Below are 22,969 nucleotides of genomic sequence, written 5' to 3'. Positions count from 1 at the left end.
ACGTTTAATTAGAGCGAGCTACTTCAAGGGCAATTAGATAATTAGCAAGAACTATATAGTGGAGAAATAAATGACATCTGAAAAAAAGAATTTGGGTACAGAAGTAGCAGAAAATCCGCCTGAAACCTGGTGGCAGAAAGCGTGGAAGTCACAGCGAGAAAATCTTCAGATAGTGATTATTGCTTTGAGTTTAGCAATAGTGATTCGAGCGTTGGTCGCCGAACCGCGCTACATACCCTCAGATTCTATGGTACCCACTTTGCACGTGGGCGATCGCGTCGTAGTCGAAAAAATCTCCTACTACCTCGAACCTCCCAAAACTGGCGACATCGTAGTATTTGCCCCGCCCGAAAAGTTGCAAGAACAAGGCTTTACCCAAGACCAAGCATTCATCAAGCGGGTAATTGGCTTACCGGGTCAAACCGTCGCCGTTAAAAAAGGTTTAGTTTATCTCAACGACAAACCCCTCGTCGAAAAATATATTGCCGAACCTCCTAAATACCAGTGGGGGCCTTATCGCGTCCCAGAAAATGAATACTTTGTGATGGGAGACAACCGCAACAACAGCAACGACTCCAGCAGGTGGGGATTTTTACCTAAGCAGAATATCATCGGCCGCGCTGTAGTGCGGTTTTGGCCTCTAGAACGCATCGGGGAAGTTTGAAGAAGTCATTAGTCATTAGTCATCAGTCATCAGTCATTAGTTATTGGTTATTGGTTGGTTGTTAGTTTGAATAACCAATAACCAATAACCAATGCCCGATGCCCAATGCCCAATGCCCAATGCCCAATGCCCGATGCCCAATGCCCAATGCCCAATGCCCGATGCCCGATGCCCGATGCCCGATGCCCAATGCCCAATGCCCAATGCCCAATGCCCAATGCCCAATGCCCGATGCCCGATGCCCGATGCCCAATGCCCGATGCCCGATGCCCAATGCCCAATGCCCCATTCTCATGCCTTATCCTGTACGGAAATTTCTACTTATTCTTGCGCCTTAAGGGGTAGGGACTTCCTCCGGCAACTGATAAAATAGTAGAAAAAGCAGCGGGATTTCTCGCCTAGATCAAAATTAGTAGAATATTAAAAAATTAGGAAAGCTATGGGATTTTTTGATTCAGAAATTGTTCAGCAAGAAGCCAAGCTGTTGTTTGAAGACTATCAATCTCTCATCAAACTAGGTGGCAATTACGGCAAATTCGATCGCGAAGGCAAGAAAATGTTCATCGCTCAGATGGAATCGATGATGGAGCGCTACCGTATTTTTATGAAGCGCTTTGAGCTTTCTGAAGACTTCATGGCTCAGATGACTGTAGAGCAGTTAAAAACACAGCTCAATCAATTTGGGATCACGCCCCAGCAGATGTTTGATCAAATGAACTCAACGCTGGAGCGGATGAAATCTGAGCTGGAAAAACAATCCTAGTGAGCAGAAGGAAGAAGGAAGGCACAACACGGATTTTGACACGGATACACGGATTAATTATCGAGTGTGAGCCAGAAGCCAGAAGTCAATCGATTTTAGATTTTAGATTTTAGATTAAAGAATTGAAGCATTGACCCCACGCATAAATTCGGGGGGCAAGTTTCATCTGATACAGGTTTTTTATTTCTGGGTCCTGAGTCTGCTTTCGGAATGAATCCGGGGGCTTGTATCCTGGATTCTTTCGGTCAGAGGAGAAATAATGGGTAATTTTGACACTCCCCACGGCCCAAGCCTGGGGATTCTCCAAGCTAAACTTGGAAGGGACAGGCAAAAGTCCCCCTAGACGCTCAAAACAATACCCGTATCAAAGATATTGCAATTGCGCTTACTTTTAGAGTTTTTCTTACTTTCAGAGTCCATCGCACGAGCCAGATAGGTACGCTCCTCACCCTGCCATTATTCGCCCTTTAAGTATTCCGCATCAAAGGCGGATGTCTCCGTTGCCGGGATTTCTCCGCACGCTTGATGATTCTTCGCGTAGATGGTTATTCTTACTTGCTGTTTGAATTATATCAAAAACTGAAGGCGGTTGAAACCGCTACCGACTTATCCCCGTGTCTAAAGCCAGGGGCCCGGCGGGCTCGTTCTTCGGTCAACTGCCAACAGTCAACTGCCAACTGTCAATTGTCAACTGTCAAACACCAACTGCCAACTGCCAACAGTCAACTGACAACTGACAACTGACTGATAATTAAGGCCGCTCAAAAGATGAAGCAGGTTTGAAACTTTCTGCGGGAACGCCTTCCAAAGCTTGGCTCATAAAATCCCGCCAAACAGGGGCGACAATCCCACCGCCAGTAGCACCGTAGCTCATCGGTCTATAATTGTCGTTGCCCATCCAAACAGCCACCGACAACTGCGGCACGTAACCCACAAACCAGATATCCCGTTCAGAGGAAGTTGTACCAGTTTTCCCCGCAGCCGGCCGGCCAATTTGAGCCGCCCTTGCCGTTCCGCTGGTAATTACCCCTTGCAGGGCGCTGTTGACAGATGCCGCCGCCCAGGAATTGAGAACTAATTTGGGTTTGGGCGTATTGTCGAGCAAGACATTGCCGCTGCTGTCAGTGACTTGCACGATAAACGTGGTGTCAGAATGCCAGCCGTTGTTGGCGAAGGTAGCAAAAGAGCCGGCCATTTCTAAAGGAGTGAGGTCAACGGCACCCAATGGCAAAGAAATCACCGGTTCCATCGGACTTCTGATGCCGAGCACGCGGCAAATCTCAATCACTTTATTCAATCCGACTTCTTGGCCAAGCTTGACGGCGGGAATGTTCAGAGATACTTCCAAAGCTCTGCGGATGCTGACGGCACCGGAGAAGCCGCCACCGTAGTTTTGAGGGTAGTAGTAGCCGTCGCCGTCGCGGTAGCCGACAGGGGAGTCGTAGACAACTGAATCCGGGCCGTATTTGCCACTAGCAAAGGCAGCGTAGTAGATAAAAGGTTTAAAAGCAGATCCGGGCTGGCGACGTGCTTGAATGGCGCGGTTGAACTGACTCTTTTCGTAATCGACGCCGCCCACCATTGCTTTGACGAAGTGGGTGCGGGGATCTACGGCTGCTAGGGCAATTTGACCTTCCTCGCGATCGTAAAACAGCCCTTGGTAGTAAAGCCGATTGTGCCAGGCTTTGACGGTTTCTTCGGCTATGCGCTGCATTTTGAGGTCGATCGTGGTTTGAACGCGCATTCCTCCCTTAACCACGGCATCTCGCCCGAAACGCCTCGTCAGTTCCTGGACTACGGCTTGTGTTACGTAAGGAACTTGAGAGCCCCCAAAAGAGGTAATTTTGCCTAGCTTAATTTTTTCCTTGCGGGCAGCAGTCTCTTGGGCCGGCGTAATCCATTTAAGATCCTTCATGCGGTTTAAAACGAGGGTTTGCCGCTCTTTTGCCAACTTGTAATTGACGAAAGGACTGTATTCTTCGGGGGCAGAAATTAAGCCGGCCAGCATCGCTGCTTCTGCAAGAGTCAAATTACTTGCTGATTTGTTGAAATAGCTTCGAGAGGCTGTCTCTACGCCGTACAAGTTGTGACCTAAGTAGATTTGATTCAGGTATAGTTGCAGAATTTGGTCTTTGTTGAGAATTTGCTCCAAGCGGATAGACATTACCGCTTCAGCTACTTTGCGACTAAATTTTGACTGGGGAGATAGAAACAGGTTCTTGACTAGCTGCATAGTCATAGTCGAGCCGCCTTCAACGGTTCTACCTTTCTCTAGGTTGACTATGAGAGCTCGGGCTATCCCGCCGGGGTTGATACCTTTGTGGGTGAAAAAGTTGCTATCTTCGATCGCCAGAACAGCTCGTTTCAGGTTCGGGGAGATTTGGTCAAGGGGTACGACATCCCGGTTGGCTTCATCGTGGATGCTGGCTAGGGGCTTGCCGTTGATGTCGTAAATGTGGGTAGTTTCTGTGGGAGAGTAGGTTTGCAAGATCCGAACATCTGGCAAATTGCGGAAGCTGATCGCTAAGCCAACCAGTCCACCAGCGACTACGGAACTGGCAAGCATTGTCATGCTGAGTATGGTTCCGGCGGTCACTTTACTGACTGACTGAACAAACTCGAATACGGGGGCTGAGTTTTCCGTGTTATTGCGGACTGCGTTGGTTGACACGTGGATTTCACTTCCTCACTCGATTTGGGGTTTAAGACTTTTAATTTTAGATGCGAACCCTAGAGACTGTCAGTCGATTTTAGATTTTAGATTTTAGATTTTAGATTTATTCCACAGATGAATCTGGGAGTTTGAACAAGAGTCTAAAATTTGGGGATCTCCTCGACTGTTGTCGGGGGCTGGTATCCGTTTTTGGGCGGGGTCAGCTAATGAAAGCCGGTCAGCTTTGGGATTATAGTAGCTTGATAGTTATGTTTTTATGCGTCAACCAGTGAGTGTAACTAATTCTGCTGCACTTTGGCAAAATATGATGGACGATCGCTCCCCGATGATAACTCCTAACCTTTCAGCGCTTTACCGCGGCGTCAGCGAGATTTTTCCAGATCGACCTGATTCTAGCAACCCTGACGAAAATTTAGCCCAACTGCTGGCAACAGTCGATCGACCCTTGCGCGTCAAACTGGGAATTGACGCCACAGGGGCGGACATTCACTTGGGACACAGCATTTGCTTCCGCAAGCTGCGGGCTTTTCAGGATGCCGGTCACACAGCGGTACTGGTCATCGGAGATTTTACCGCAAGAATTGGCGATCCGACAGGAAAGTCCGAGATGCGAAGCCAGTTGACGGCCGAACAAGTGGCGGAAAATGCCAAGACTTATTTAGACCAAGTGCGTCCGATTCTAGATTTTGACACGCCCGGACGTTTGGAAATTCGCTATAACTCCGAGTGGTTGTCAAAATTGGACATGGCGAAGATTTTGGAACTGCTAGGCACGATGACGGTGCAGCAGATGCTCGCTAAAGAGGGATTTGATAACAGGATGCAGCAGGAAAATGCGATTTTCCTGCACGAGTTTCTGTACCCACTAATGCAGGGTTACGATTCGGTGGCTTTGGAAGCGGATGTTGAGTTGGGCGGAACCGACCAAAAGTTTAATATTGCGGTGGGGAGAGATTTGCAGCGGCATTTTGGGATGAAACCGCAGTTTGGTTTGCTGATGCCGATTTTGATCGGGACTGACGGGGTGCAGAAGATGTCGAAGTCTTTGAACAATTATGTGGGTTTGTCGGAAGACCCGCTGACGATGTATTCTAAGTTGGAGAAAATTGCTGATAGTTCGATAGCCCAATATTTTGAACTATTGACAGATTTGCCACTTGATGAATTGCCAGAAAATCCGCGAGAAAAACAGAAACTTTTGGCTTTGGATGTGGTGCGCCAGTATCGGGGGAAGGAAGCAGCGGAACGCGCACAACAAGATGCAATTGCGCTGGTTAAAGGTGCTGCGGGACAAGCTGATGCTGTGGCGGTGTTTTCTTTGGCAAACGTCCAGTTTCCGGCTAAGTTGTTTTATATTCTCAGTGCTAGCGGGCTTTGTAAAAGTAGCGGTGATGCGCGGAAATTGATGCAGGGCGGTGGGGTGAAGTTGGAGGGCGATCGGGTTTCTGATGTTAATCTTACTTTTGAATCACCGGCTGATTTATGCGGTAAGGTTTTGCAGGTTGGGAAGAATAAGTTTGTGCGATTGGTGTCTTGAATCTCTTTTTTAACCGCAGATGAATACTGAAGATGAACGCTGATGAACGCTGATAATCGAATTATTGTTGCTTTGGATGTTTCGAGTCAAGAAGAGGCGATCGCACTTCTGGACAAACTGCCTGATGTATCTTTCTGGAAAGTGGGTTTGGAACTGTTTGTGAGTTCCGGGCCGGGGATTTTGGAAATTTTAAAACAGCGGGAAAAGCGGATTTTTCTGGATTTGAAGTTTCACGATATTCCGAATACTGTGGCTGGCGCTTGTCGGGTGGCTGCTAAGTATAATGTGGATTTATTGACGATCCATTCTACTTGTGGTAAAGATGCTTTGAAGGCGGCACAGTTGGCTTTGACTGAAGGGGCGGCGGCTGTCGATCGACCGACTCCTAAGTTGATTGCAATTACTCTGTTAACGAGTTTGAATTCGCGACAGTTGGCTTTTGAGTTGAAAATACCTTTGGAGTTGCCAGAATTTGCTTTGCACATGGCATTGTTGGCTAAGGAAACGGGTTTAGCTGGTGCTGTTTGTTCTCCGCAAGAGGTGGAACAGTTAAGAATGAGTTGCGGGGATGATTTTGTGTTAGTTTGTCCCGGTGTGCGTCCGAAATGGGCCGATGGAGGCGATCAAAAGCGAGCGATGACTCCGAAGGCTGCTTTGAAAGCGGGTGCGGATTATCTGGTGATTGGGCGGCCGATTACTGCTGCAGATGATCCGGCGGCGGCTTTTGCACGTATTTGTGAAGAGATTGAATAACAATATGAATGTTGTTTTTAACTCACATCTTGCACCATTCTCAAGAACAGGCAAGATGCCTGTTCCACAAGAAAATTCACTCTTTGTGGAACAGGCATCTTGCCTGTTCATAAAAGGCTTATTGAGAATGGTGCAACATCTCAGTTTTAACCGCCGATAAACGCCGATGAATGCCAATGGAATTTTATCTGCGTTCATCTGTGTTTATCTGCTGATATCTGCGGTTGCAACTCCGACTTGGGCAGTTAATTTTGGTACAAATCATGCTAACCGTATTAATGCCAGTCGGTATGATTTGTTAGCCCGATCGCCCTGTCCGGCTGATTTAGAAACTTTGGTCGATCGCCTGTTGCAAGATTTGCCGAGTTATGCTAATCGCGTAATTGTGCGATCGCACTTTTCTCCTAACAAAAACACACCGCCCGGTTACGCGCTGCCTCAAATAATTTTAGCCGGCCGCCCGGAGTTTGAACCGTTACCTTTAAATTTTGAAGATGCGCTTCCTGAAAATGCCAGTCAAGTTTTCATTACTACTTTGGAACGGCAGTATCGCGGGGGAAAACGAGTAGAAATTCAGCAATATCATTGGTTATTTTTAACTAAAACGGAGAACGGATGGGAATTAGTAAAAATTGTTTCTAGGTTTGGTACTGCGGCGGATGTTCGTCCGTTGTTGCGGCCAGAGGGGGAGAAAAGCGAAATTGCTGAGGCTATTCGTTTGTGGTTGCGCGATTGTCAGGCAAAGCCATAACTTTCGCTGGTTCCGATGATTTTTTTTACACTTAAAAATAGCCTCTTGACAGCACGTCATCTTCGTCTAGTTCATCTTTACCAATCATCCCTTCAATCTCATTTAAAAATCTCATAAAAACTTCCGGTGCAAAGGGGTTGTTATCGAGATGGTTGACAAAATAATCTTTATTTTTCTTTCTTCCCTCTACCGTACTAAAAGCACTTCTTATATTAGACGATAAGCGTTTTGCTTTTCTCAAAATTAGTATCTCATCAATAGCTGTGAGTGATGAGCTAATCGGCGACATATCAAGCCACTCACATAGCAAGAAATACTTGGCTCCTGGTACACTCAATTTTACATCCAGGGCAGTTGCTGCGCCCTCTTGAAACATGGTTTTATCAAGATTTGTTTTACACTCAGCCGCAACATAAGCAATATTTGCCTCGCGGGAGGTAGCCTCCTTAAAATCTTGGTTATGAGAGGCTTTTAGAAATATTTTTCTACTAATCGCAAAATCTTGATCCTTGGCTCGAATACTCATCCCACCGCCTTTTGGACTGAGTTTTAAACTTGACTCAAATCGTAGGGATGAAAAACACTGTGTTGGGCCAAAGGATAATTCTTTGTCCTTTAATGAATCTGCAAAGACGGTTGTAACTAAGATAGGTATAAATTCTTCAATAATTGAGTTGTCAAGTTTTAATTGCCCTTTTTGACGGTACAAAAAATCATTGTCATTGTCAAAAATTAGTTCAACGTCAATGTATCGCTTATAGGAGGTTAGATGGGATACCATCTCTGGAACAACTTTCAGATCATCCCCCCTGATGTTGTTAAGCGTTTCCAACCATTTTTTGTAGTATTCGATTGCTTGATTAACACGCCGTTTATCTGTAGGAGGTAATTTCACGTTATCAAGTAATGCTGCTAGTTTGTCCCCATGTGGTTGAGCTAAATTAAACATAATTTTCTGCTTTTGAGTTGAGTATTTCAATGGTTTTCCGTGAACGCTGCCGATCGAAATAAGGTGAGGGCTGTACTGTGGCCGCCTTATCGATAGCATCCTTGATTTCATATTTTACTTGTTCATTCGCTACGGAATAAGCAGATATTAAAGCTTCTATAGAAAGAGTTCTGGCTTGATGTATGGCAAAATAATACTGTAAATCTTCTCTTTTTGTAAAGTGTAGTATATCTTCTTTGATAAGTTTTCCATAACGATTTACAAAACTTCTTTCTTGACGGATATCTAAGCTAATCCCCAATACTTGACGAGCCACTTCTGCAACTAACTCCCCGTTAAAAAAAGGCGTTCCTCTAATATTTGATTCTTTACCTACTACAAATATTATTCTACTGTTATGGCTGCATATTCTTAACAATTCTTGCAAAGTATAGGCGATGTCTAAGCAATATTGAATAACAGTTAGAAATCTATTACTTCTATGCTTGCGATTAGAACCAAACTCGGATTTTGCCACCTCTAAAATTTTCCAGTTTAGTGCTTCTGTAGAACCGCGATACTGCTGATGATAGTTAAATACATTGATATAAGGGGGGGAGGTAATCACAAGATTGACGCTGGAGTTTTGTAAGGGAACGTTTCTTGCATCGGCATTGTAGGCATTTATCGGCTTTTTACTATAGGGTAGTTTAAGGACAAAAGTAGCGATATTTTCCGCCAGTGTAAAAACTCTTGATTTGGTAAGTTTTTTGTTTTCTAAGTCTAGCAATATCACTAATACTTCATGTAGAATATTAAGGAATTTTTCTTCATCATCAACGGCTACCTCTACAATTTTATCTATTAAATCATTAGGTGTAATTTCTTTTTGTATTGTTTGGAAGAGTGGCATTCTCTCCCATATCTCGGTTTTTAGTTGAGTGAGAAAACAATTGATACATTTTTCACGCTTTATTGGTGAAAGAGTGATAAATTTATAAGTGTTAGCTAGGATTAAAGCTGCTGGATTGATTTCGGTTCCGCAGGCTTCCAGTCCGAATCTTCCTGCCTCATATAAAACTGTTCCACTACCTAAAAATGGATCGAAAATCACACTATTTTTATTGGCATATTTCTCAATTAAAGTTTCGACGAACTGGGGGGAAAATTGCCCTTTCCAAGGAAGTGGATTAGTACGTTGTTTATCTTCAATGTCTAATAGTTCTTGAGGAATTTCTTGTCTATTGATAGGAGTTTCACTAAAAATACTAGAGACAACCATAATTCGGATTTTTACTACGGGGCGTAAATTTATGAATGGAAAGCGGGAACTTGTTTTGTAGATGGCAGGTAAAAATCAGAGATTGTTGGTGAAACCAGCCCCCTACAAATTACACATGAAAATTAATTATAATTTTTCGGTGGGTGGGGGCGGGTTTTAAGATTGTGGGTAAAAATCCGAGATTGTGCCTCAAACCCGCCTACAAATCAACAAGAAAAATTGATTATAATTGCTCTTTGAATTCATCCAATTTAGCCTTGATAGCCTGCATATCTTGCCACATAAACCATTTCGGAGTTTCCGGTTCGCGGGAGGGGTTTCGCAACAAGTACGACGGGTGAAAAATGGGCATACACAAACGATTTTCCCATTCAATCCACTGACCTCTAATTTTACTAATGGGGCGCTTGTCGCTTAACAAACCTTTGAGGGCTGTTGCACCAGTTAATAAAATAATTTTGGGGTCTAAGATGCGGATTTGTTCGAGCAAGTATGGTTTGCAAGCTTCGATTTCTTTGGCTGTCGGAGGGCGGTTGTTGGGAGGGCGACATTTGATGACGTTGGCAATGAATACGTCGGTTTCTGCACTCAATCCCACGGATTCTAAAATCTTATCTAACAGTTTGCCCGATCGCCCGACGAAGGGCAATCCGGTTTCATCTTCGTTTTGTCCGGGCGCTTCTCCCACAATCAAAATTGAGGCTTGAGGATTGCCGCGCCCGATGACGGCGTGAGTGCGGCTGTTGCCCAATTCGCAGCGGTAGCAGCGGTTGCAGTGCTCGCCGATTTGTTCCATATTTTGATAAGTGCCGGGAGGAATGGGAATTTTGGCATTTGCTGGTATTGAGTCTGTTTGGAAAGTGGCACTTTGATTGTTGTCAAAAAGGCTGAGTTGCAAGTCGCTGGACATACATTTTACAATTAGGGAGATTTTTTTGAGTCTAGAGTTTATAGTTTAGATCGGGTTTGGTGATTTGAGATTGGCTAGAAGCTTGCGTGCGATGTTGTCGATCGCACAATCTCCAATTAACACTCGCACAATCTCCAATTGTTTGGTTGAGCTCGTACAGGCAAAAATATGTTGTCTAACCCGTTTTTTGACGATCGCGCCGATGCAGGCGAAAAACTGGCCGAGGCAGTTGTGGGCGAGCTCGGCAAGTTGAATTTAACCGCACAGGAGGCTGTGAAACCGATTGTTTACGCCTTGCCACGCGGGGGTTTGCCCGTTGCTGTGCCGATTGCCCGTCGCTTGGGCTGTCCTTTGGATGTGGTTGTTGCCAAGAAAATTACTCGCCCAGATAATTTAGAACTGGCGATCGGGGCTGCAACTGCTGATGGTCACGTCCTCTGGGAAAAGCAAAAGCAGCACAATTTACGCTTGCAAAAATCAGCATTGCCCGTGGCTCAAAATAATGCTCAATCTCTGCTGGCAGATTTGTCTCCTGGACGCCCAAATGTCAGCGCGGCTGGGGCTTTGGCGATTTTGGTAGATGACGGCATTGCTACAGGGATGACGATGGCTGTGGCGGCTAAGGCTTTGCAGTCGCAGCAACCGGCGGCTTTGTGGATTTGCGCGCCTGTCGGCCCGGCAGAGTTGATAGGATTTTTGGCCGGAATGGGCGATAAGTTGATCGTCCTGAAGACTCCTCACCCTTTTTACAGTGTCAGTCGCTTTTATGGGCAATTTCCGCAGGTTGAGACTGCGGAGGCTTTAAGGTGTTTGCAGCAACAAACAGAATGGCGATCGTAGGTTAAGCTAGAAAACTAAATCCAAAAGCTCGATCGCTAAAACATGAGACCTTGGCAATATTGGTTGGACACTTTGATTCTGTCTACTCAGCACAATCCGCCTCGCTTTGTTGAGTTGGTAATGTTGACTTTGGCGATGATGTTGCTGGGGCTGTGGAGTGTAACCTTGCAGTGGCAGTATTTAACGCTGTCTTTGAGTTATATAATTGGTTCGTCTTTTTCAATTTTGGTGCGGGAATCCATCGGCCCGCAGCCTCAATTTCAGCTAACTCACCTGACAGCCTTGCTGTTATTAATTATCAGTTTTTATAGTTTTGCTGAACTGATTAGGTAGTTAAGGCTGTTTTGAGTTGTAGAGGCGGGTTTGACAATGTGATTGCGGAGGTGGTGAAGCAATTGCATAACTTATATAGCAATCCTCAGCGGGTTGTGAACTAGATGTTTTTTTGAACGAACCGCGAAGACGCTAAGGAAGAGAAGAGAAGATCGAGAGTTCACAAATCATTAGCCATTATCCTAGATTCGCATGGGTTGATGTAAAATTATGCGGTTCCCGGCAGGATCGAAGGCATAGATTTCTAAACCGTGAGAAGCTTTGATAATTTCTCCGCTGGGCGGATAACCTAAAGCCCAAATTCGGGCGATCGCAGTTTCGATATCGCTGACTTCCAAACACAAACTCATGCCTGTTTTTGCTCGATTTGCAAATTCCGATTTGTGGGAATCTTTGGGTTTGAATATGCCGAGTCTTAAGCCTGGGAGTTGAAATTCAGCATAAGTATTGGGAATATAAGGGTTTGGTTCTATGTCGAGAAATTTTGTGTAAAATTTAACGAGAACTTCTTTATCAATGTCTGCTAAAGTCACTAGGGCGGCGCTGTATTGGAAACTCATATAAATTGATAATGGGTAATTGGTAAGGGAAAATCGCTTTATATTTACAAGAGATTAGCCTTCTCAAGTCTTTCTAGCACCCAATTTTCAACATCATCTTCTGCCAGAATTTTAGCACCAAGTTCTGAGTACGTCGAGGTAGCTTGCTGATAAGTTTGCTCAAGTTTTTGATAGTTGTCAACGTCTTTTTTGGGCTGTAGCGCCACAATTGCAATAGGAAAATCAGGCTGAAACTGTTTTACATCAGTAATCATCCAAGACAAAGAGTTTTGCAGGTGTTCGGGTATCTTCACCTCAAATGATATAGCGTGTGCTGCCAAGTAAGGTCGCCCATTCGCAACAACCGCATCAAACTTGTGCTCCATATGAATACCCTGCACTGAATAACTTGTTTTTAGGAGTTTTTTCGCATCATTTTTCACATACTGTTTAAAAACATTTCTGAATTTAGCAGTGGTTAATCTAGCAGCAGCTTCGCGGTCGCGCCTATGAGGTTTTTGAGAATTCAAATCCACCAAAAAATTACTAGCAATATCTTCTAGTAAACTATCCACATCCTCCAACGAGCCGCGAGGTTCTGTCCACTGAATACCCGAGAGCCAATCACGGGCAATTTTATTTAAACGTTCCTGATAAGGAGCATCTCGATTATCCCCGGGAAAAATTAACCCAGAGTCAGCGGCTTGGGACATTCGCTGAGCAAACTCTTTCAAGAAAGTAACATCTTCCATGCCAAAATGCCGCACCCGCTCCCAGTTTGTGAGAAACTGGACGCGCACCTGTTCTTCGTTGAAAGCAACAACGCCAATATTAATCCGTTCGTTAGCAATTGGATTGGGAACGTATTGAACGATACTATACTTACTTGCCATTGTTTCAGTTTTTTTGTCGGACGAGCGTGCCTATCAGAGCGCCAGTAAATCCTGTCTTCTTTTAACAAGATACTCTACCAGGGTAACACGCTCGTCAATTGTAAGTCCCCATTCGCTGGGTGGAGCAGCCACAGCTTGAATAATGGTTTCTTCGCTGACAGCATCGAGAAGCGGAAGTCCTTGGCGAATCTCCTCTAGCTTTAGTTTACAATTAGAAACAAAGCGGGGGTTTATCTCAGCACTAGCAGCTTCGAGCAAGTCGCGCTGCTTCCACTCTGGGCCGCCTGGAAAAAAATGGCCGTGATCTACAGAGTAAACTAAATTGGGGCGAGCATTTTGATAGATGAATTGATAGTCATTAGCATATACCCATCCGTACAACAAAATTAGCAAAGCAAACCTTTCGCGGTTTTCTGGCTGGTTTGTGTAGTTGATTTCTTCTCTTTGGGAAGAACATTTAGGTATGTAAAGCGTAGCATGAGCCGTCCCAGGAGTCAAATAGGAAAATCTAGAATCTTCAGCAATTAGTTCCTCAGAAATTTCCACAATACAAGGTTCTCCCACAGGTGCTCCGATTGCCATACCGAGTCTTGCTACCACCTGATCGTTGACGATTTGACGCCCAGCTTGTTGCCCCTTAATGACATATTCGCGCTTATCAATACCGCGTGCTAAAACTGGACGAGCCGCAGAATCCCATCCTGAACGAAAGGTAATGATAATTATAGGATCTTCACATCTATCGATTCCTGCTTCTAAAGAGTCTTTCCACCTTTTTCTTTTCTCTTGCTTAGTTTCTGCACGATCGCTCACAATAATATTTCGCAGTCATCAATCTGCTGAAAGTTTATACATTATCACTTTATATACCAAAAATTAATGATTTGTCAACAAAATATTTTATCGTGCTGCGAAGAACGCAAAGGAATAGGAAAGAAAGAACTCATGAATTCGGCAAGGATTGCTATACCTTCTTAAAATCCTCCAATTCGTCCGAGTATTTGGATTTTACCTTGTGGAGCTCCTTTGAGAATCACAGCTTCGCCACTTTGCGGTACAATATCAGTGATAGCGGTAATATTTACTTGATGAGTTACCATAATAATCGCGCCTTTAGTGTTGCGGTTGTCCACAATTAATTTGCGAATTGCCGCTGTTTGGCTGGCTTCTTTGCTGCTGTCCCTAAAGAACGAGTTCAGTGCTGGGAACGGTTCGACTTTGCCTAAATTTATCAATTTTGCTGTTTCCAAACATCGGCACCACTGACTCGATAAAACTCTGGCAACTTTGATGTTGCGATTGCCAAATTCGGCTCCAATTTGCTGGGCTTGGGTTCTTCCTTGTGCTGATAAATTGCGCTGGGTGGAACAGTCGCCCAACTTAAACTTAGCAGGATCGCCGGTACCTGGGGCGATCGCGTGTCGCATTGCTACCACCAACCCCGTCTCACCCCGCTGCAACAATTGCCACCCTGCTTGAGTTTGCGCGTTGGTTGCTGCGTCAGAACTTGCAGTTGCAATCATTAAGCCGATCGACAATACTAAAGCTAGCGAGCCGAAAAACCATTTCCAGTTGAGGTAAATCCGCGCAGCCATTCGTGCAGAAGTTAGGAATTAACTTATCATATTATAATACAACAAATATTGCTCTATGGAACTCACCAATTTTATTGCTCTGTCTGTCATTATTGCCCTCGTGCTGGGGATTGGGTTTGGAACAATGACTTGGGCTTACTTCGGCAAGGGCAGCATTTCTGTACTCTTTAAAGAACCAATTTTAACTTACCCAGAATTTCCAGATACCGACAGCGGCAGTAAAGCTTCTGTTTATTTCCAACAAGGAATTGAGGCTTATCAGTCAGGAAAGTACCGCAAAGCCAAAGATAAATTTACCAGCGCTGTAGAACAAGTTTCAACTTTGGCAGAAGCTTACCACAATCGTGCATTGGCTTTTGCAAATTTGCGATCGGATGACGAGGCTGTTGCAGATTTGATCCGTGCCAGCGAATTATACCAACAGCAGGGGGCTGGATTTGCGATCGACACGATTAAACAAAATCTGGCCGCCTTGAAGCAGCGCAAATTAGAACGAGAAAAACAAAAAGCAGTAGCGACATAAATTATTATGTTCAACCAGTGAAACTCAACCCACACCTAGAGTTTTGGTCTGAAAAACCCGGTTTCTTTAATGTGGTTGGGAGAAACCGGGTTTGTTAACAGAATTTTTATGATAGTTGAAAATCAAGATTTAACCTTCTCCCGCTCAACTAAATTTTTCTGGCATCTTCTATTTGGTCGATTTTACTAATCATCATTTCTCGGCTAGGTGCCACAACTCGATAATTAGTAATTGGATCGTAAGCTTCCCACTCTTGAGTTACTTCGCTGTCTTGCCACAAAAACCATTCCCGGTAAATTTCGCCGTCATCAATGTCGCCGCACAAGGGAAGCCAATCATCTCCTCCCAAGCTCTCAAAATCTCCTCCTACTAAGTCAATCCAAGCTGCAAGGATACAAGAGTCAATAGCATTATTATTAACAGTGACTGCGTTAGAGTGAAGAGAAGTTTCGGGAAAACAAAGTGTGGATTTCATAAGCTGTACCTGAATGTTATGTTATTAATTTATAAAAAAATCCTCTACGGCAGTGACAGCAGAATGCCACTATCCTAACCTCCACAGTTCCCACCTCGAAAAACCTTGACACCCAAAGCGCTCAAAGGCCTCTGCTGTAAGACTTGAGACCGCTTTGAGTCAAGTCGCTACAGAGGCTAAATTGAGCCACTTTGCCAACTGGCATACAAGAAAGCCCGATCAACCAAATATTGCTGGCGAAGGAGCTCGCGCATTAAGGAGCAAAGACAGCGCGACTGCCAATTGTATACTTGGTAAATTGGCGAGTTTCAGTACAGTTTTTGTGGTAAAATTAGCAGTAGCCGGACTTTCCTACCGACAGCCGGGTTTTGTAAAAAGCTTTCCAACGAGCTTTGCAACGGTGGTGCGATCGCCAGTTTTGATTTATTGTTAATTTTGCGAAGTCCCGATCGACTGTTAGGGAAAAAAATTATGCAAGCAACCAACCAAGAAGGAATTATCAATCTGACAATCCACTATACCAACGGCAAACAGCAACACTTCCAGTTCATTGCGCCAGAGGGAACAGTAGGAGAGCAAGCAACTTTAGGGACTCGCCTGCACAAAATGTTGACAGCAGACCCGGTAATTCTCGAATTGGCAGATAAACTGGTAGTTATCCCAGTTCACAACATACAAAGTATTGAAATATCGCCGGTTCCTCCCAAATTGCCAGAGGGTGTCCTGTACCCAATGCGAGAAATCAAGAAATAGCTAAGCTGTTCTGCATCTAAATTCAACTAAAAAGGCGGGCAAGATGCCCACCCCATGCCAGCTTTTAATAAACAGAAATGTCCCAATTAAAGGCGCGACAACTTATTACAGCTAACAGATTGAAATAACCCAAAAACTTGTCGAGCGCAGGGACGATATATTATGTCGCGTGAGTGAGGGGAATAATTGCTGGTTACGCAGACTTTAACTTACCGAAAAAAATGCTAGAACTCCACTGTCACACTACTTATTCCGACGGCACTCTCACCCCTGCCGAACTCGTAGCCGCCGCCGCGTCTTCGGGGGTTCGCGCCTTGGCTGTCACGGATCACGATACGATGTCGGGTTGGGATGAAGCCTTCGCCGCCGCTGCTTTGTACGGTATCGAAATAGTCCCCGGACTCGAACTCAGTACAGTTCACAACGGCCGTTCGCTGCACATTTTAGGTTTTTATCCCGATGCAAATAAGTTGCGCGTTCCTTTGAACGATCGCCTCGAAGGGAGGTTTCGGCGATCGCAGGAAATGGTCGAAAAATTAGCAGCAATGGGATACGCGATCGAACTGCCAAAAACATCCCCAGGAATGGCACCGGGAAGGCCTCACATTGCTAGCGCGCTGGTAAAAGCCGGTCACGCGAAATCATCGCGGGAAGCATTCGATCGCTGGCTGGGAGATGACGGCCCGGCTTATGTGCATTACGAGAAATTCTCGATCGTCGAAGGCATCGATTTACTGAAGAGTTGCGGCGCAGTACCAGTTTGGGCTCACCCTTATTTATTTCGCGGTGGCGCTGTTGAGGAAGTCTTACAAGAATTAGTAGATGCGGGTTTAATGGGAGTTGAAGTATACCATCCCACCCATAGTTCTAGCCAAATCCAAAAGTTGAAAGATTTGTGCCTTCATTACGGTTTGCTGGCAACTGGTGGCAGCGATTATCACGGTCCAGATCCTGAAAGGAAAGCAGCAGATAGCACCCAATTGAATATGCTGCATTTGCCGTTAGAATTACTAGAACCGATTAAAGTGGCGGCGGCGAGTTTGAAATAGTTTTTTAGGACGAATTTTGCGGATGTATACAGTTGTCACAAAAAAATCTTTGGCTTTTTGAGTCACGAGTTTGCCGGAAGTAAATCATCAGAAGAAGACCGAGGTCAAGCAGAATATAAATTAATATGAAGTTAAAGGCAATTGCAGCCGAGTTAATTTTACAATGTTACTATAGCAACTTGCCAAACGGAGCTTATTATGAGTGCAGAAGACAGGGCTAAGGCGATCGGCAAAAATTTAGAAGGCAAAGCTCAGGAAATTTTCGGTAGTATCACGGGCAACAGAAAAGACCAGGTTGAAGGCAAAGCCAAGCAAGCGGAAGCCTCCGCCCGCCACGCAGCAGAAGATGCTAAAGATGCTGTAAAAAATCTGACGAATAAAGCCAAAAGGTCGATCGACAAATTGTAGAAACTGCGTTATACCAAATCCTGGCGAAGAGTATTCGCTTCATATCAAATCCTTGGCTATCAATAGGGTTTGATATGATTTATTTTGGGAATGTGCATAAACTGGGTGACTCCTGCGACATCTCTTCAAAAGCGCAATGGAGAAGTCCCTATGATGATTGATTTTACAACTGAAACTGAGAAAGTTTGGTACAAGTCTCCTGCGATTGTAGCTGCTGTGGGTGCAAGCTCGATCGCCCTTGCAGCTTTCATTTACCCAGAACTCGCCACTCAACCCATCGTACACTACCGCGCTGACGATAACTCGCTTTCAGCCGATCGCTACACCTTGCAGCGACAAACGCACTGTCAACTCAGCAGCCAACATTATAAACCGGGAGATACCGCTGTTAGCATTCCGTTTGCCGATCGGGCCGTCGTCAGCCAACCCATCTCAATTGCTAACACTTTAACCTTGATGGGGGAATGTCAAAAAAATGGGCGATCGCTCACCAACAAACAACCCGGAACTTCTCTAGTTGCCTTGCTGGAACGCGGGACAACTGCAATTGAAGAACAGCATAAAACTAACAAACATCCGGGGGTATTCACCATTGTAGCAAATGATTTTGAGCCGCGTCAAGGGGAAAGAGGCATCGATTTTAGTCGAGTCAAAACCCTAGTTGAAGGCATCGAAAAACAGGGAGTAGTTATCTCTTTTATCGTGCCGCAAGGTCAATTATACGAAGACTTGAGTAAGCAATTGAGCGGCCAAGCGAGTATTTGTGTTTTAGACGAAGGCAAAGATGAAGATGCAGTTAGGCGATCGATGACACCTTGCATTGATGCAGCCTTTACCAAAGCCCGAAAAATGACACCTAAATCAAATTAATTAGGTTCGTAGTAAGGACTTTAGTCCTTATTTTGAGGACTAAAGTCCTCACTACGAACCAGGGATTTCCTGTATCTACAATAACAGCCAAAACAGTTTAGGTACATCCCTTAAATCCGTTACAGAATCCGTTGCCGAACTTTCTTTTCCGAATTCTGCCTAAACCTTCAACCTGAAGCGACACTATCTTATCAAGCTCAAAAATCGAGGTAAAACCAATGACTTCTACCAATCATAACCACAATTCGGCCGCCAGCATCGTAGCATGGCAATACCTGCACCAAGAATTAACAGCCCTACTCCCCGAACAAATCAAATCCCAAATGAGTCAGCGGGAAAAACGATACGCAGAAGGAGAAAAAGCCAAAACACGAATTAACGACTTAACCCCTTTAGCAAAGCGCCACCCCAACCCGGAAACCAAGAAAATAGTCAATATTTTGGTAGGGTTAATCAGTGCGATTACCTTCAGTGCGGGAGCGCGAATATTGACTTCCGGCATGGGAAGTATGAGCATTCCAGCAAGTTTGTTCATCGGCGGTGCAGCGGGGGTGGTGGCCGATAAAAAAGTGATGAAAATCATGGAACATCATCGCAAGAAAAACAGCACTCAGCAAGCATTGCAAGATATCCAAAAACAAAAACAAGCTCATCCCCCCAAAAATGAATTTGGCGCACTTTATTACGAAGCTCAAACCGCCTTAGTGCTACAAGTAGAAGGTCAATTTTTGGAGAAACTACCCTTCAGCGATGTCGGTTTAGCCGTAGGATTGAGCGGCACGGAGTATGCGATGTCTCTGGGGATTGTCATTGGGTTGGGATTGCCGGGGGGAATTGTCTTAAATGCGATCGCAGCGAGTTTGCCGGTGGTAATGTTATGGGGAGCCGCCTCCCTGCAAAATGATGCCTTTGAAATGCCGGGACACGCCCGCTCATTAAGTGGGCAATACGAAGATAGTCTCCCTAAAGAAATCACCGAATTGGAGGCAAATCAGATTGCCGGAATAGACGAAGAAGTTGCTCTGAAACAGCGAGAACTCGCCTATGAGCAAGCCTTAAACCTGCGTCGCGAAAAATTTGTCAGCGAAGGCGATACCAGCGGGCGTTTGAAGAATTGGGACATGGTAGAAGCTGACTTTCAAATCGGCTGGTATTTGACCGAAAAGCATCAAATCGAAAAAGAGCAGGACGAGAAACGGGAACAGCGGTACTTTAAGTTTAAAGAGGATGTTGCTCAAGTTGCCGAACAGTATGAGCCCCCCGTCGGTACTTACTCTCCGTCGCAAATGGCTCAGTTGAAGATTGAATGGGTGCAAGCCAAAGAAGAACAATTGAAGGAAAGTTTCGCCCATGACATCCAGTGGTTGAATCACAAATACGGTAACAAAATCAAGCATTACGAGGAGGAAATCGCCGCCGCAGAACGACGGTATGCGGAAGCTGAATCTCGGTGGCGGGAAGAACGGTATTCTGAAAAAGTACGCGCGAATTAATTCCCATAGCGAGTACCGAAAGGGCTCCGGCGAATTCATCCCCTAGCTGATAGCGAAAGGCCGCCAGGGAATGAATTCCCTGGCTAATAGCGAAAGTCCTCTAAAGAGGACTAAGGACTAATGAATTCTTCAGTCCTCTTCAGAGGACTTTCGCTTTGAGGCAGGGGTTTCAACCCTTGCCGGACTGCCGGAACAAGAGTATACCGAAAGGCCTGGAAAAATTTTCCCTGAATCTGCATAAACTCGCCAACACCTGCGACATCAATGTATCAACACCAAAAAACTGGACTATGACGAGACATGATACCCCCGTCGAACCCTTACCAGGCTTAGTTCCTGTAGCCGCCAGCTTCAACTTGTGGCCGGATTGGGAACTCAAGCCGATTTCCTTGACTTTGTTATTGCTGGCACGTTACTGCGCTATTTTCTCTGGGATAATCGAATTACCCCGATGCTATCCCAACGTGCCTGTGAACACCGACGAAGAGTTACGCCAGCTTCTACAACTTTTGAAAGATTCCCAACAGGGGAGTCAGAAACAAGAAAGACTCAAAAATCAATTGTGCCAACTCATTCCTCATTTGCCCGGAAGTCGCAAATATCGCGAGCCCGACGCTAAGATTGATTTTGACGGAGCAGTGAATGAGGCCTATGGGGGTTTTTTCAAAACGCTGCCGATATTTTTTCGGGGAATTGACCTCGATAATATCGCTGATGATGTCTTGCGAACCAGAGTGGTTAAGCGGTTTAATAAAATTATTAAACTCAAAATTCTTGACCAGTACCGCAAGTTAGAACGGCAGCCTTTTACTTTTAGTTTGGATGCTCCTATTGCGAGCAATCAAGGTGAAGAATTTGATTCTGAAGGAGTGGCTGATGATACTACGGTAATAGGGATTGAGCAACTAATTGACGAAGAACAAGCGAAAAATCAGCAGCGCATCGGTCGCAAACTTTGGCAGTATATTGAAGATGACCCGGATGGAAAACTGCGAAACAGTTATCCCGATAACAAACCGGAGGCAAATTGTCAGGTACTAGCACGGCGCTTGCTGTTGAAAGACCCTCCCGATAAATTTTCTGTAATTGCCAAAGAGTTAAACATTAACTATCAAACTTTCAAGTCTCACTGGAAAAGAACAGGTTTGCCTCTCGTCAAAGAGATTGCACTTAAGTTTGGATATCAACCGGAGGAATAATGGTGAATAGCATGGATACTTATTTGTTAGAAATTCCTCTGGAGCAAACTGCCCGCAATTTGGCTCTGCAATTTGCTTCAGAGCAAGCTAATCCGCAAAAAGGCAAGCGGGTTTATTTCAATACCCTGGCGGTTTGGGCGGTTAACTATTTTTTGGAATGGATGGAACTGGAAACCGATATTGAGGGCGGTGATAGTTGGAATCCAGCAATGCGGGCGGTTTTGGATGTTGCCGATTTGGTTTTGCCGGGGATGGGCAAGATTGAATGCTGTCCGGTTATGCTTGGAGAATCGGCGATTTCTCTACCGGAAGTGCGGGAAAATCGCATTGCTTATATCGCTGTTGGGTTTGCAGAACCTTTCGATAAAGTAAAACTTTTGGGGTTTATTCCGGCTGTGGAAATTGTGGATGAAACTGAAGAGATTTCTCTCACTAATCTCCAACCTGTTGAGGAATTGTTGGATTATTTGGATCGGATTGAGTTGGCAATTCCGCTGTTGCAAGGTGAAATTGAAGAGTTGCTATCTGATTTCGCAGGAGATGACCCCGTACAAGCACGAGTTCGGGAGAATTTGCAAAACAAATCTATTCCTGAAATTGTGGCAATTTTGAATCAAGTTTATCGCAGTAGTGAGAAATCGGACTGGGGATATGAAGGGGGGAAGGCTTTAGCGGGAAGTGGTTCTAGCAGTGGAGGTTTGGGAAATAAAGAGACATCTTTATCTGGTTATCAATCTTCAGATATTGATACGAAAGTGGAAGCGAAACTGAATCGGATTGCTAAAAAGTGGATGAAGAAATTAGCTGAGATTTGGGGAGATGGTGATGATTTTGCCTTGTCATAAACCTGCAACATCCCATAAATCTGGATAAATTACCATGATTCGTAGGGGCGGGTTCACCAACAATATCTGATACAAATCGACAATCTCATAAACCCGCCCCATCCCCGCCATCAATATCGAAATACCGTCAAAATATTTGGTTTTTGGGATTTTTACATGGGGTGGGGGCGGGTTTTCGAGATTGTGGGTTTTTACCGGAGATGGTTGGTGAACCCGCCCCTACAATATCTGAAAATCTTAAACCCGATTTCGGGGCACCCACAAATCAACCCTAAAATTCATTACAATGAATCAATGGAAAATATCTCATTGAACAGATATGACTCAAAATAATTTACTGTCTCGCATCTCAATCGACTCGAATATCTGCTTTGGCAAACCTTGTATTCGAGGCCATCGCATTTGGGTTTCTCTGATTCTTGACTTTCTCGCTAGCGGCATGACTGTGGAAGAATTGCTTGAGGAATATCCGGGAATTGAACGAGAAGATATTTTGGCTTGTATTGCTTATGCGGCTGAGTTGGCAAGAGATTGTTATGTCGAAATTCCTGTTGGTGAAACAAAGGTAGTTGCAGGGTGAAGTTAAAACTTGATGAAAATTTGGGCAGCATTCGCGTTGTTTCGCTGTTACGTTTTGCGGGCCACGATGTTGCGACTGTACGGGAACAAAGTTTGACTTCAACGGCGGATGGATTGTTAATTGATATCTGTCGGAGGGAAGGTAGATGTTTGGTGACTTTGGATAGGGGGTTTGGCAATCGCCTCCGCTACAATATATTAATTCGCGGATTGGATGCGGCAGAAGTTGCGGGTAAATTGTGGATTATTCGAGGGGAACAGCTTTTGGAATATCAAGCAATATCGGAAGATGAATCTGACTAAAAAATTCCCA

Annotated in this window: 28 protein-coding genes; 18 read left to right on the top strand and 10 right to left on the bottom strand. The window is 44.9% G+C overall.

What is annotated here, in order from left to right:
- Positions 1 to 70: 70 nt before the first annotated feature.
- Positions 71 to 664, top strand: a complete 594-nt coding sequence (lepB, locus tag QUB04_RS03035; protein WP_333146532.1) for a signal peptidase I — start codon at positions 71 to 73, stop codon at positions 662 to 664.
- Between the two features lie 61 nt (positions 665 to 725).
- Here the strand turns inward: lepB and QUB04_RS03030 are convergent, their stop codons facing one another.
- Positions 726 to 953, bottom strand: coding sequence for a hypothetical protein (locus QUB04_RS03030; protein WP_333280802.1), 228 nt, complete (start codon positions 951 to 953; stop codon positions 726 to 728).
- Positions 954 to 1,103: 150 nt separating this feature from the next.
- Between QUB04_RS03030 and QUB04_RS03025 the strand changes: the two genes are divergently transcribed.
- Positions 1,104 to 1,427: a DUF1825 family protein gene (locus tag QUB04_RS03025; protein WP_190661255.1), complete on the top strand. Its 324-nt coding sequence runs from the start codon at positions 1,104 to 1,106 to the stop codon at positions 1,425 to 1,427.
- A gap of 751 nt (positions 1,428 to 2,178) precedes the next feature.
- On the opposite strand, the gene QUB04_RS03020 is transcribed toward QUB04_RS03025, so the two are convergent.
- The gene (locus QUB04_RS03020; protein ID WP_333280799.1) at positions 2,179 to 4,098 is read right to left on the bottom strand and encodes a transglycosylase domain-containing protein; all 1,920 of its coding nucleotides are present in this window, start codon (positions 4,096 to 4,098) and stop codon (positions 2,179 to 2,181) included.
- A 307-nt stretch (positions 4,099 to 4,405) separates the two neighbouring features.
- Between QUB04_RS03020 and tyrS the strand changes: the two genes are divergently transcribed.
- From tyrS to QUB04_RS03005, 3 genes are all read left to right on the top strand, one after another.
- Complete coding sequence (gene tyrS, locus QUB04_RS03015; RefSeq protein ID WP_333281015.1) at positions 4,406 to 5,638, top strand: tyrosine--tRNA ligase; 1,233 nt, start codon at positions 4,406 to 4,408, stop codon at positions 5,636 to 5,638.
- A gap of 42 nt (positions 5,639 to 5,680) precedes the next feature.
- On the top strand, positions 5,681 to 6,391 hold the full coding sequence (gene pyrF, locus QUB04_RS03010; RefSeq protein WP_333280796.1) for an orotidine-5'-phosphate decarboxylase: 711 nt from the start codon (positions 5,681 to 5,683) through the stop codon (positions 6,389 to 6,391).
- Between the two features lie 166 nt (positions 6,392 to 6,557).
- Positions 6,558 to 7,142, top strand: a complete 585-nt coding sequence (locus tag QUB04_RS03005; protein ID WP_333280792.1) for a hypothetical protein — start codon at positions 6,558 to 6,560, stop codon at positions 7,140 to 7,142.
- Positions 7,143 to 7,173: 31 nt separating this feature from the next.
- On the opposite strand, the gene QUB04_RS03000 is transcribed toward QUB04_RS03005, so the two are convergent.
- The 3 genes from QUB04_RS03000 to QUB04_RS02990 all read right to left on the bottom strand — a co-directional run bounded on the left by QUB04_RS03000 (position 7,174) and on the right by QUB04_RS02990 (position 10,262).
- The gene (locus tag QUB04_RS03000) at positions 7,174 to 8,091 is read right to left on the bottom strand and encodes a Bpu10I family restriction endonuclease (RefSeq protein WP_333280788.1); all 918 of its coding nucleotides are present in this window, start codon (positions 8,089 to 8,091) and stop codon (positions 7,174 to 7,176) included.
- On the bottom strand, positions 8,084 to 9,352 hold the full coding sequence (locus QUB04_RS02995; protein ID WP_333280784.1) for a DNA methyltransferase: 1,269 nt from the start codon (positions 9,350 to 9,352) through the stop codon (positions 8,084 to 8,086). The genes QUB04_RS03000 and QUB04_RS02995 overlap by 8 nt, the downstream gene beginning before the upstream one ends.
- Before the next feature lie 223 nt (positions 9,353 to 9,575).
- Positions 9,576 to 10,262 (bottom strand): uracil-DNA glycosylase, encoded by a 687-nt coding sequence (locus QUB04_RS02990; RefSeq protein ID WP_333142384.1) that lies wholly within the window; start codon positions 10,260 to 10,262, stop codon positions 9,576 to 9,578.
- Between the two features lie 168 nt (positions 10,263 to 10,430).
- On the opposite strand from QUB04_RS02990, the gene QUB04_RS02985 reads away from it, so the two are divergent.
- A complete protein-coding gene (locus QUB04_RS02985; protein WP_333280779.1) occupies positions 10,431 to 11,102 on the top strand; it encodes a phosphoribosyltransferase family protein in 672 nt (223 codons plus the stop codon).
- A gap of 42 nt (positions 11,103 to 11,144) precedes the next feature.
- Positions 11,145 to 11,435 carry a hypothetical protein gene (locus QUB04_RS02980; protein WP_333280775.1) on the top strand — a complete coding sequence of 97 codons (291 nt, stop codon included), beginning with the start codon at positions 11,145 to 11,147 and terminating at the stop codon, positions 11,433 to 11,435.
- 182 nt (positions 11,436 to 11,617) lie between these two features.
- Here the strand turns inward: QUB04_RS02980 and QUB04_RS02975 are convergent, their stop codons facing one another.
- The 4 genes from QUB04_RS02975 to QUB04_RS02960 form a co-directional block, all read right to left on the bottom strand.
- Positions 11,618 to 11,995, bottom strand: a complete 378-nt coding sequence (locus tag QUB04_RS02975; RefSeq protein ID WP_333280772.1) for a VOC family protein — start codon at positions 11,993 to 11,995, stop codon at positions 11,618 to 11,620.
- Positions 11,996 to 12,039: 44 nt separating this feature from the next.
- On the bottom strand, positions 12,040 to 12,867 hold the full coding sequence (locus QUB04_RS02970) for a DUF3037 domain-containing protein (RefSeq protein WP_333280770.1): 828 nt from the start codon (positions 12,865 to 12,867) through the stop codon (positions 12,040 to 12,042).
- 33 nt (positions 12,868 to 12,900) lie between these two features.
- On the bottom strand, positions 12,901 to 13,680 hold the full coding sequence (locus QUB04_RS02965; RefSeq protein ID WP_333280767.1) for a HipA family kinase: 780 nt from the start codon (positions 13,678 to 13,680) through the stop codon (positions 12,901 to 12,903).
- A gap of 161 nt (positions 13,681 to 13,841) precedes the next feature.
- On the bottom strand, positions 13,842 to 14,462 hold the full coding sequence (locus QUB04_RS02960) for a histidine phosphatase family protein (RefSeq protein WP_333280764.1): 621 nt from the start codon (positions 14,460 to 14,462) through the stop codon (positions 13,842 to 13,844).
- Between the two features lie 55 nt (positions 14,463 to 14,517).
- On the opposite strand from QUB04_RS02960, the gene QUB04_RS02955 reads away from it, so the two are divergent.
- A complete protein-coding gene (locus QUB04_RS02955; protein ID WP_333142392.1) occupies positions 14,518 to 14,985 on the top strand; it encodes a hypothetical protein in 468 nt (155 codons plus the stop codon).
- A gap of 148 nt (positions 14,986 to 15,133) precedes the next feature.
- Here the strand turns inward: QUB04_RS02955 and QUB04_RS02950 are convergent, their stop codons facing one another.
- A complete protein-coding gene (locus tag QUB04_RS02950; RefSeq protein ID WP_333280761.1) occupies positions 15,134 to 15,460 on the bottom strand; it encodes a hypothetical protein in 327 nt (108 codons plus the stop codon).
- A 154-nt stretch (positions 15,461 to 15,614) separates the two neighbouring features.
- Between QUB04_RS02950 and QUB04_RS02945 the strand changes: the two genes are divergently transcribed.
- The 10 genes from QUB04_RS02945 (at position 15,615) to QUB04_RS02900 (ending at position 22,959) form a co-directional block, all read left to right on the top strand.
- The gene (locus QUB04_RS02945; protein WP_333280758.1) at positions 15,615 to 15,893 is read left to right on the top strand and encodes a hypothetical protein; all 279 of its coding nucleotides are present in this window, start codon (positions 15,615 to 15,617) and stop codon (positions 15,891 to 15,893) included.
- Positions 15,894 to 15,931: 38 nt separating this feature from the next.
- On the top strand, positions 15,932 to 16,213 hold the full coding sequence (locus QUB04_RS02940) for a hypothetical protein (protein ID WP_190740781.1): 282 nt from the start codon (positions 15,932 to 15,934) through the stop codon (positions 16,211 to 16,213).
- A 221-nt stretch (positions 16,214 to 16,434) separates the two neighbouring features.
- On the top strand, positions 16,435 to 17,262 hold the full coding sequence (locus QUB04_RS02935) for a PHP domain-containing protein (RefSeq protein ID WP_333280754.1): 828 nt from the start codon (positions 16,435 to 16,437) through the stop codon (positions 17,260 to 17,262).
- A 198-nt stretch (positions 17,263 to 17,460) separates the two neighbouring features.
- A complete protein-coding gene (locus tag QUB04_RS02930; RefSeq protein ID WP_333280752.1) occupies positions 17,461 to 17,670 on the top strand; it encodes a CsbD family protein in 210 nt (69 codons plus the stop codon).
- 150 nt (positions 17,671 to 17,820) lie between these two features.
- The gene (locus QUB04_RS02925; RefSeq protein ID WP_333280748.1) at positions 17,821 to 18,540 is read left to right on the top strand and encodes a hypothetical protein; all 720 of its coding nucleotides are present in this window, start codon (positions 17,821 to 17,823) and stop codon (positions 18,538 to 18,540) included.
- A gap of 218 nt (positions 18,541 to 18,758) precedes the next feature.
- A complete protein-coding gene (locus QUB04_RS02920; RefSeq protein WP_333280746.1) occupies positions 18,759 to 20,033 on the top strand; it encodes a hypothetical protein in 1,275 nt (424 codons plus the stop codon).
- A gap of 290 nt (positions 20,034 to 20,323) precedes the next feature.
- Entirely contained in the window at positions 20,324 to 21,232 is a 909-nt protein-coding gene (locus QUB04_RS02915) for a hypothetical protein (RefSeq protein ID WP_333280744.1), read from the top strand.
- Entirely contained in the window at positions 21,232 to 22,077 is an 846-nt protein-coding gene (locus tag QUB04_RS02910; RefSeq protein WP_333280741.1) for a DUF1822 family protein, read from the top strand. Before QUB04_RS02915 ends, QUB04_RS02910 begins: the two co-directional genes overlap by 1 nt.
- 319 nt (positions 22,078 to 22,396) lie before the next feature.
- Complete coding sequence (locus QUB04_RS02905) at positions 22,397 to 22,657, top strand: DUF433 domain-containing protein (RefSeq protein ID WP_333280738.1); 261 nt, start codon at positions 22,397 to 22,399, stop codon at positions 22,655 to 22,657.
- Positions 22,654 to 22,959 carry a DUF5615 family PIN-like protein gene (locus QUB04_RS02900; protein ID WP_333280734.1) on the top strand — a complete coding sequence of 102 codons (306 nt, stop codon included), beginning with the start codon at positions 22,654 to 22,656 and terminating at the stop codon, positions 22,957 to 22,959. Before QUB04_RS02905 ends, QUB04_RS02900 begins: the two co-directional genes overlap by 4 nt.
- Positions 22,960 to 22,969: the final 10 nt, after the last annotated feature.

Source organism: Microcoleus sp. D2_18a_B4, from assembly GCF_036702475.1.
Classification (GTDB): Bacteria; Cyanobacteriota; Cyanobacteriia; order Cyanobacteriales; family Microcoleaceae; genus Microcoleus.
Note: the sequence above shows the minus strand (reverse complement) of the source record. Positions and strands in the feature narration are given on the sequence as shown.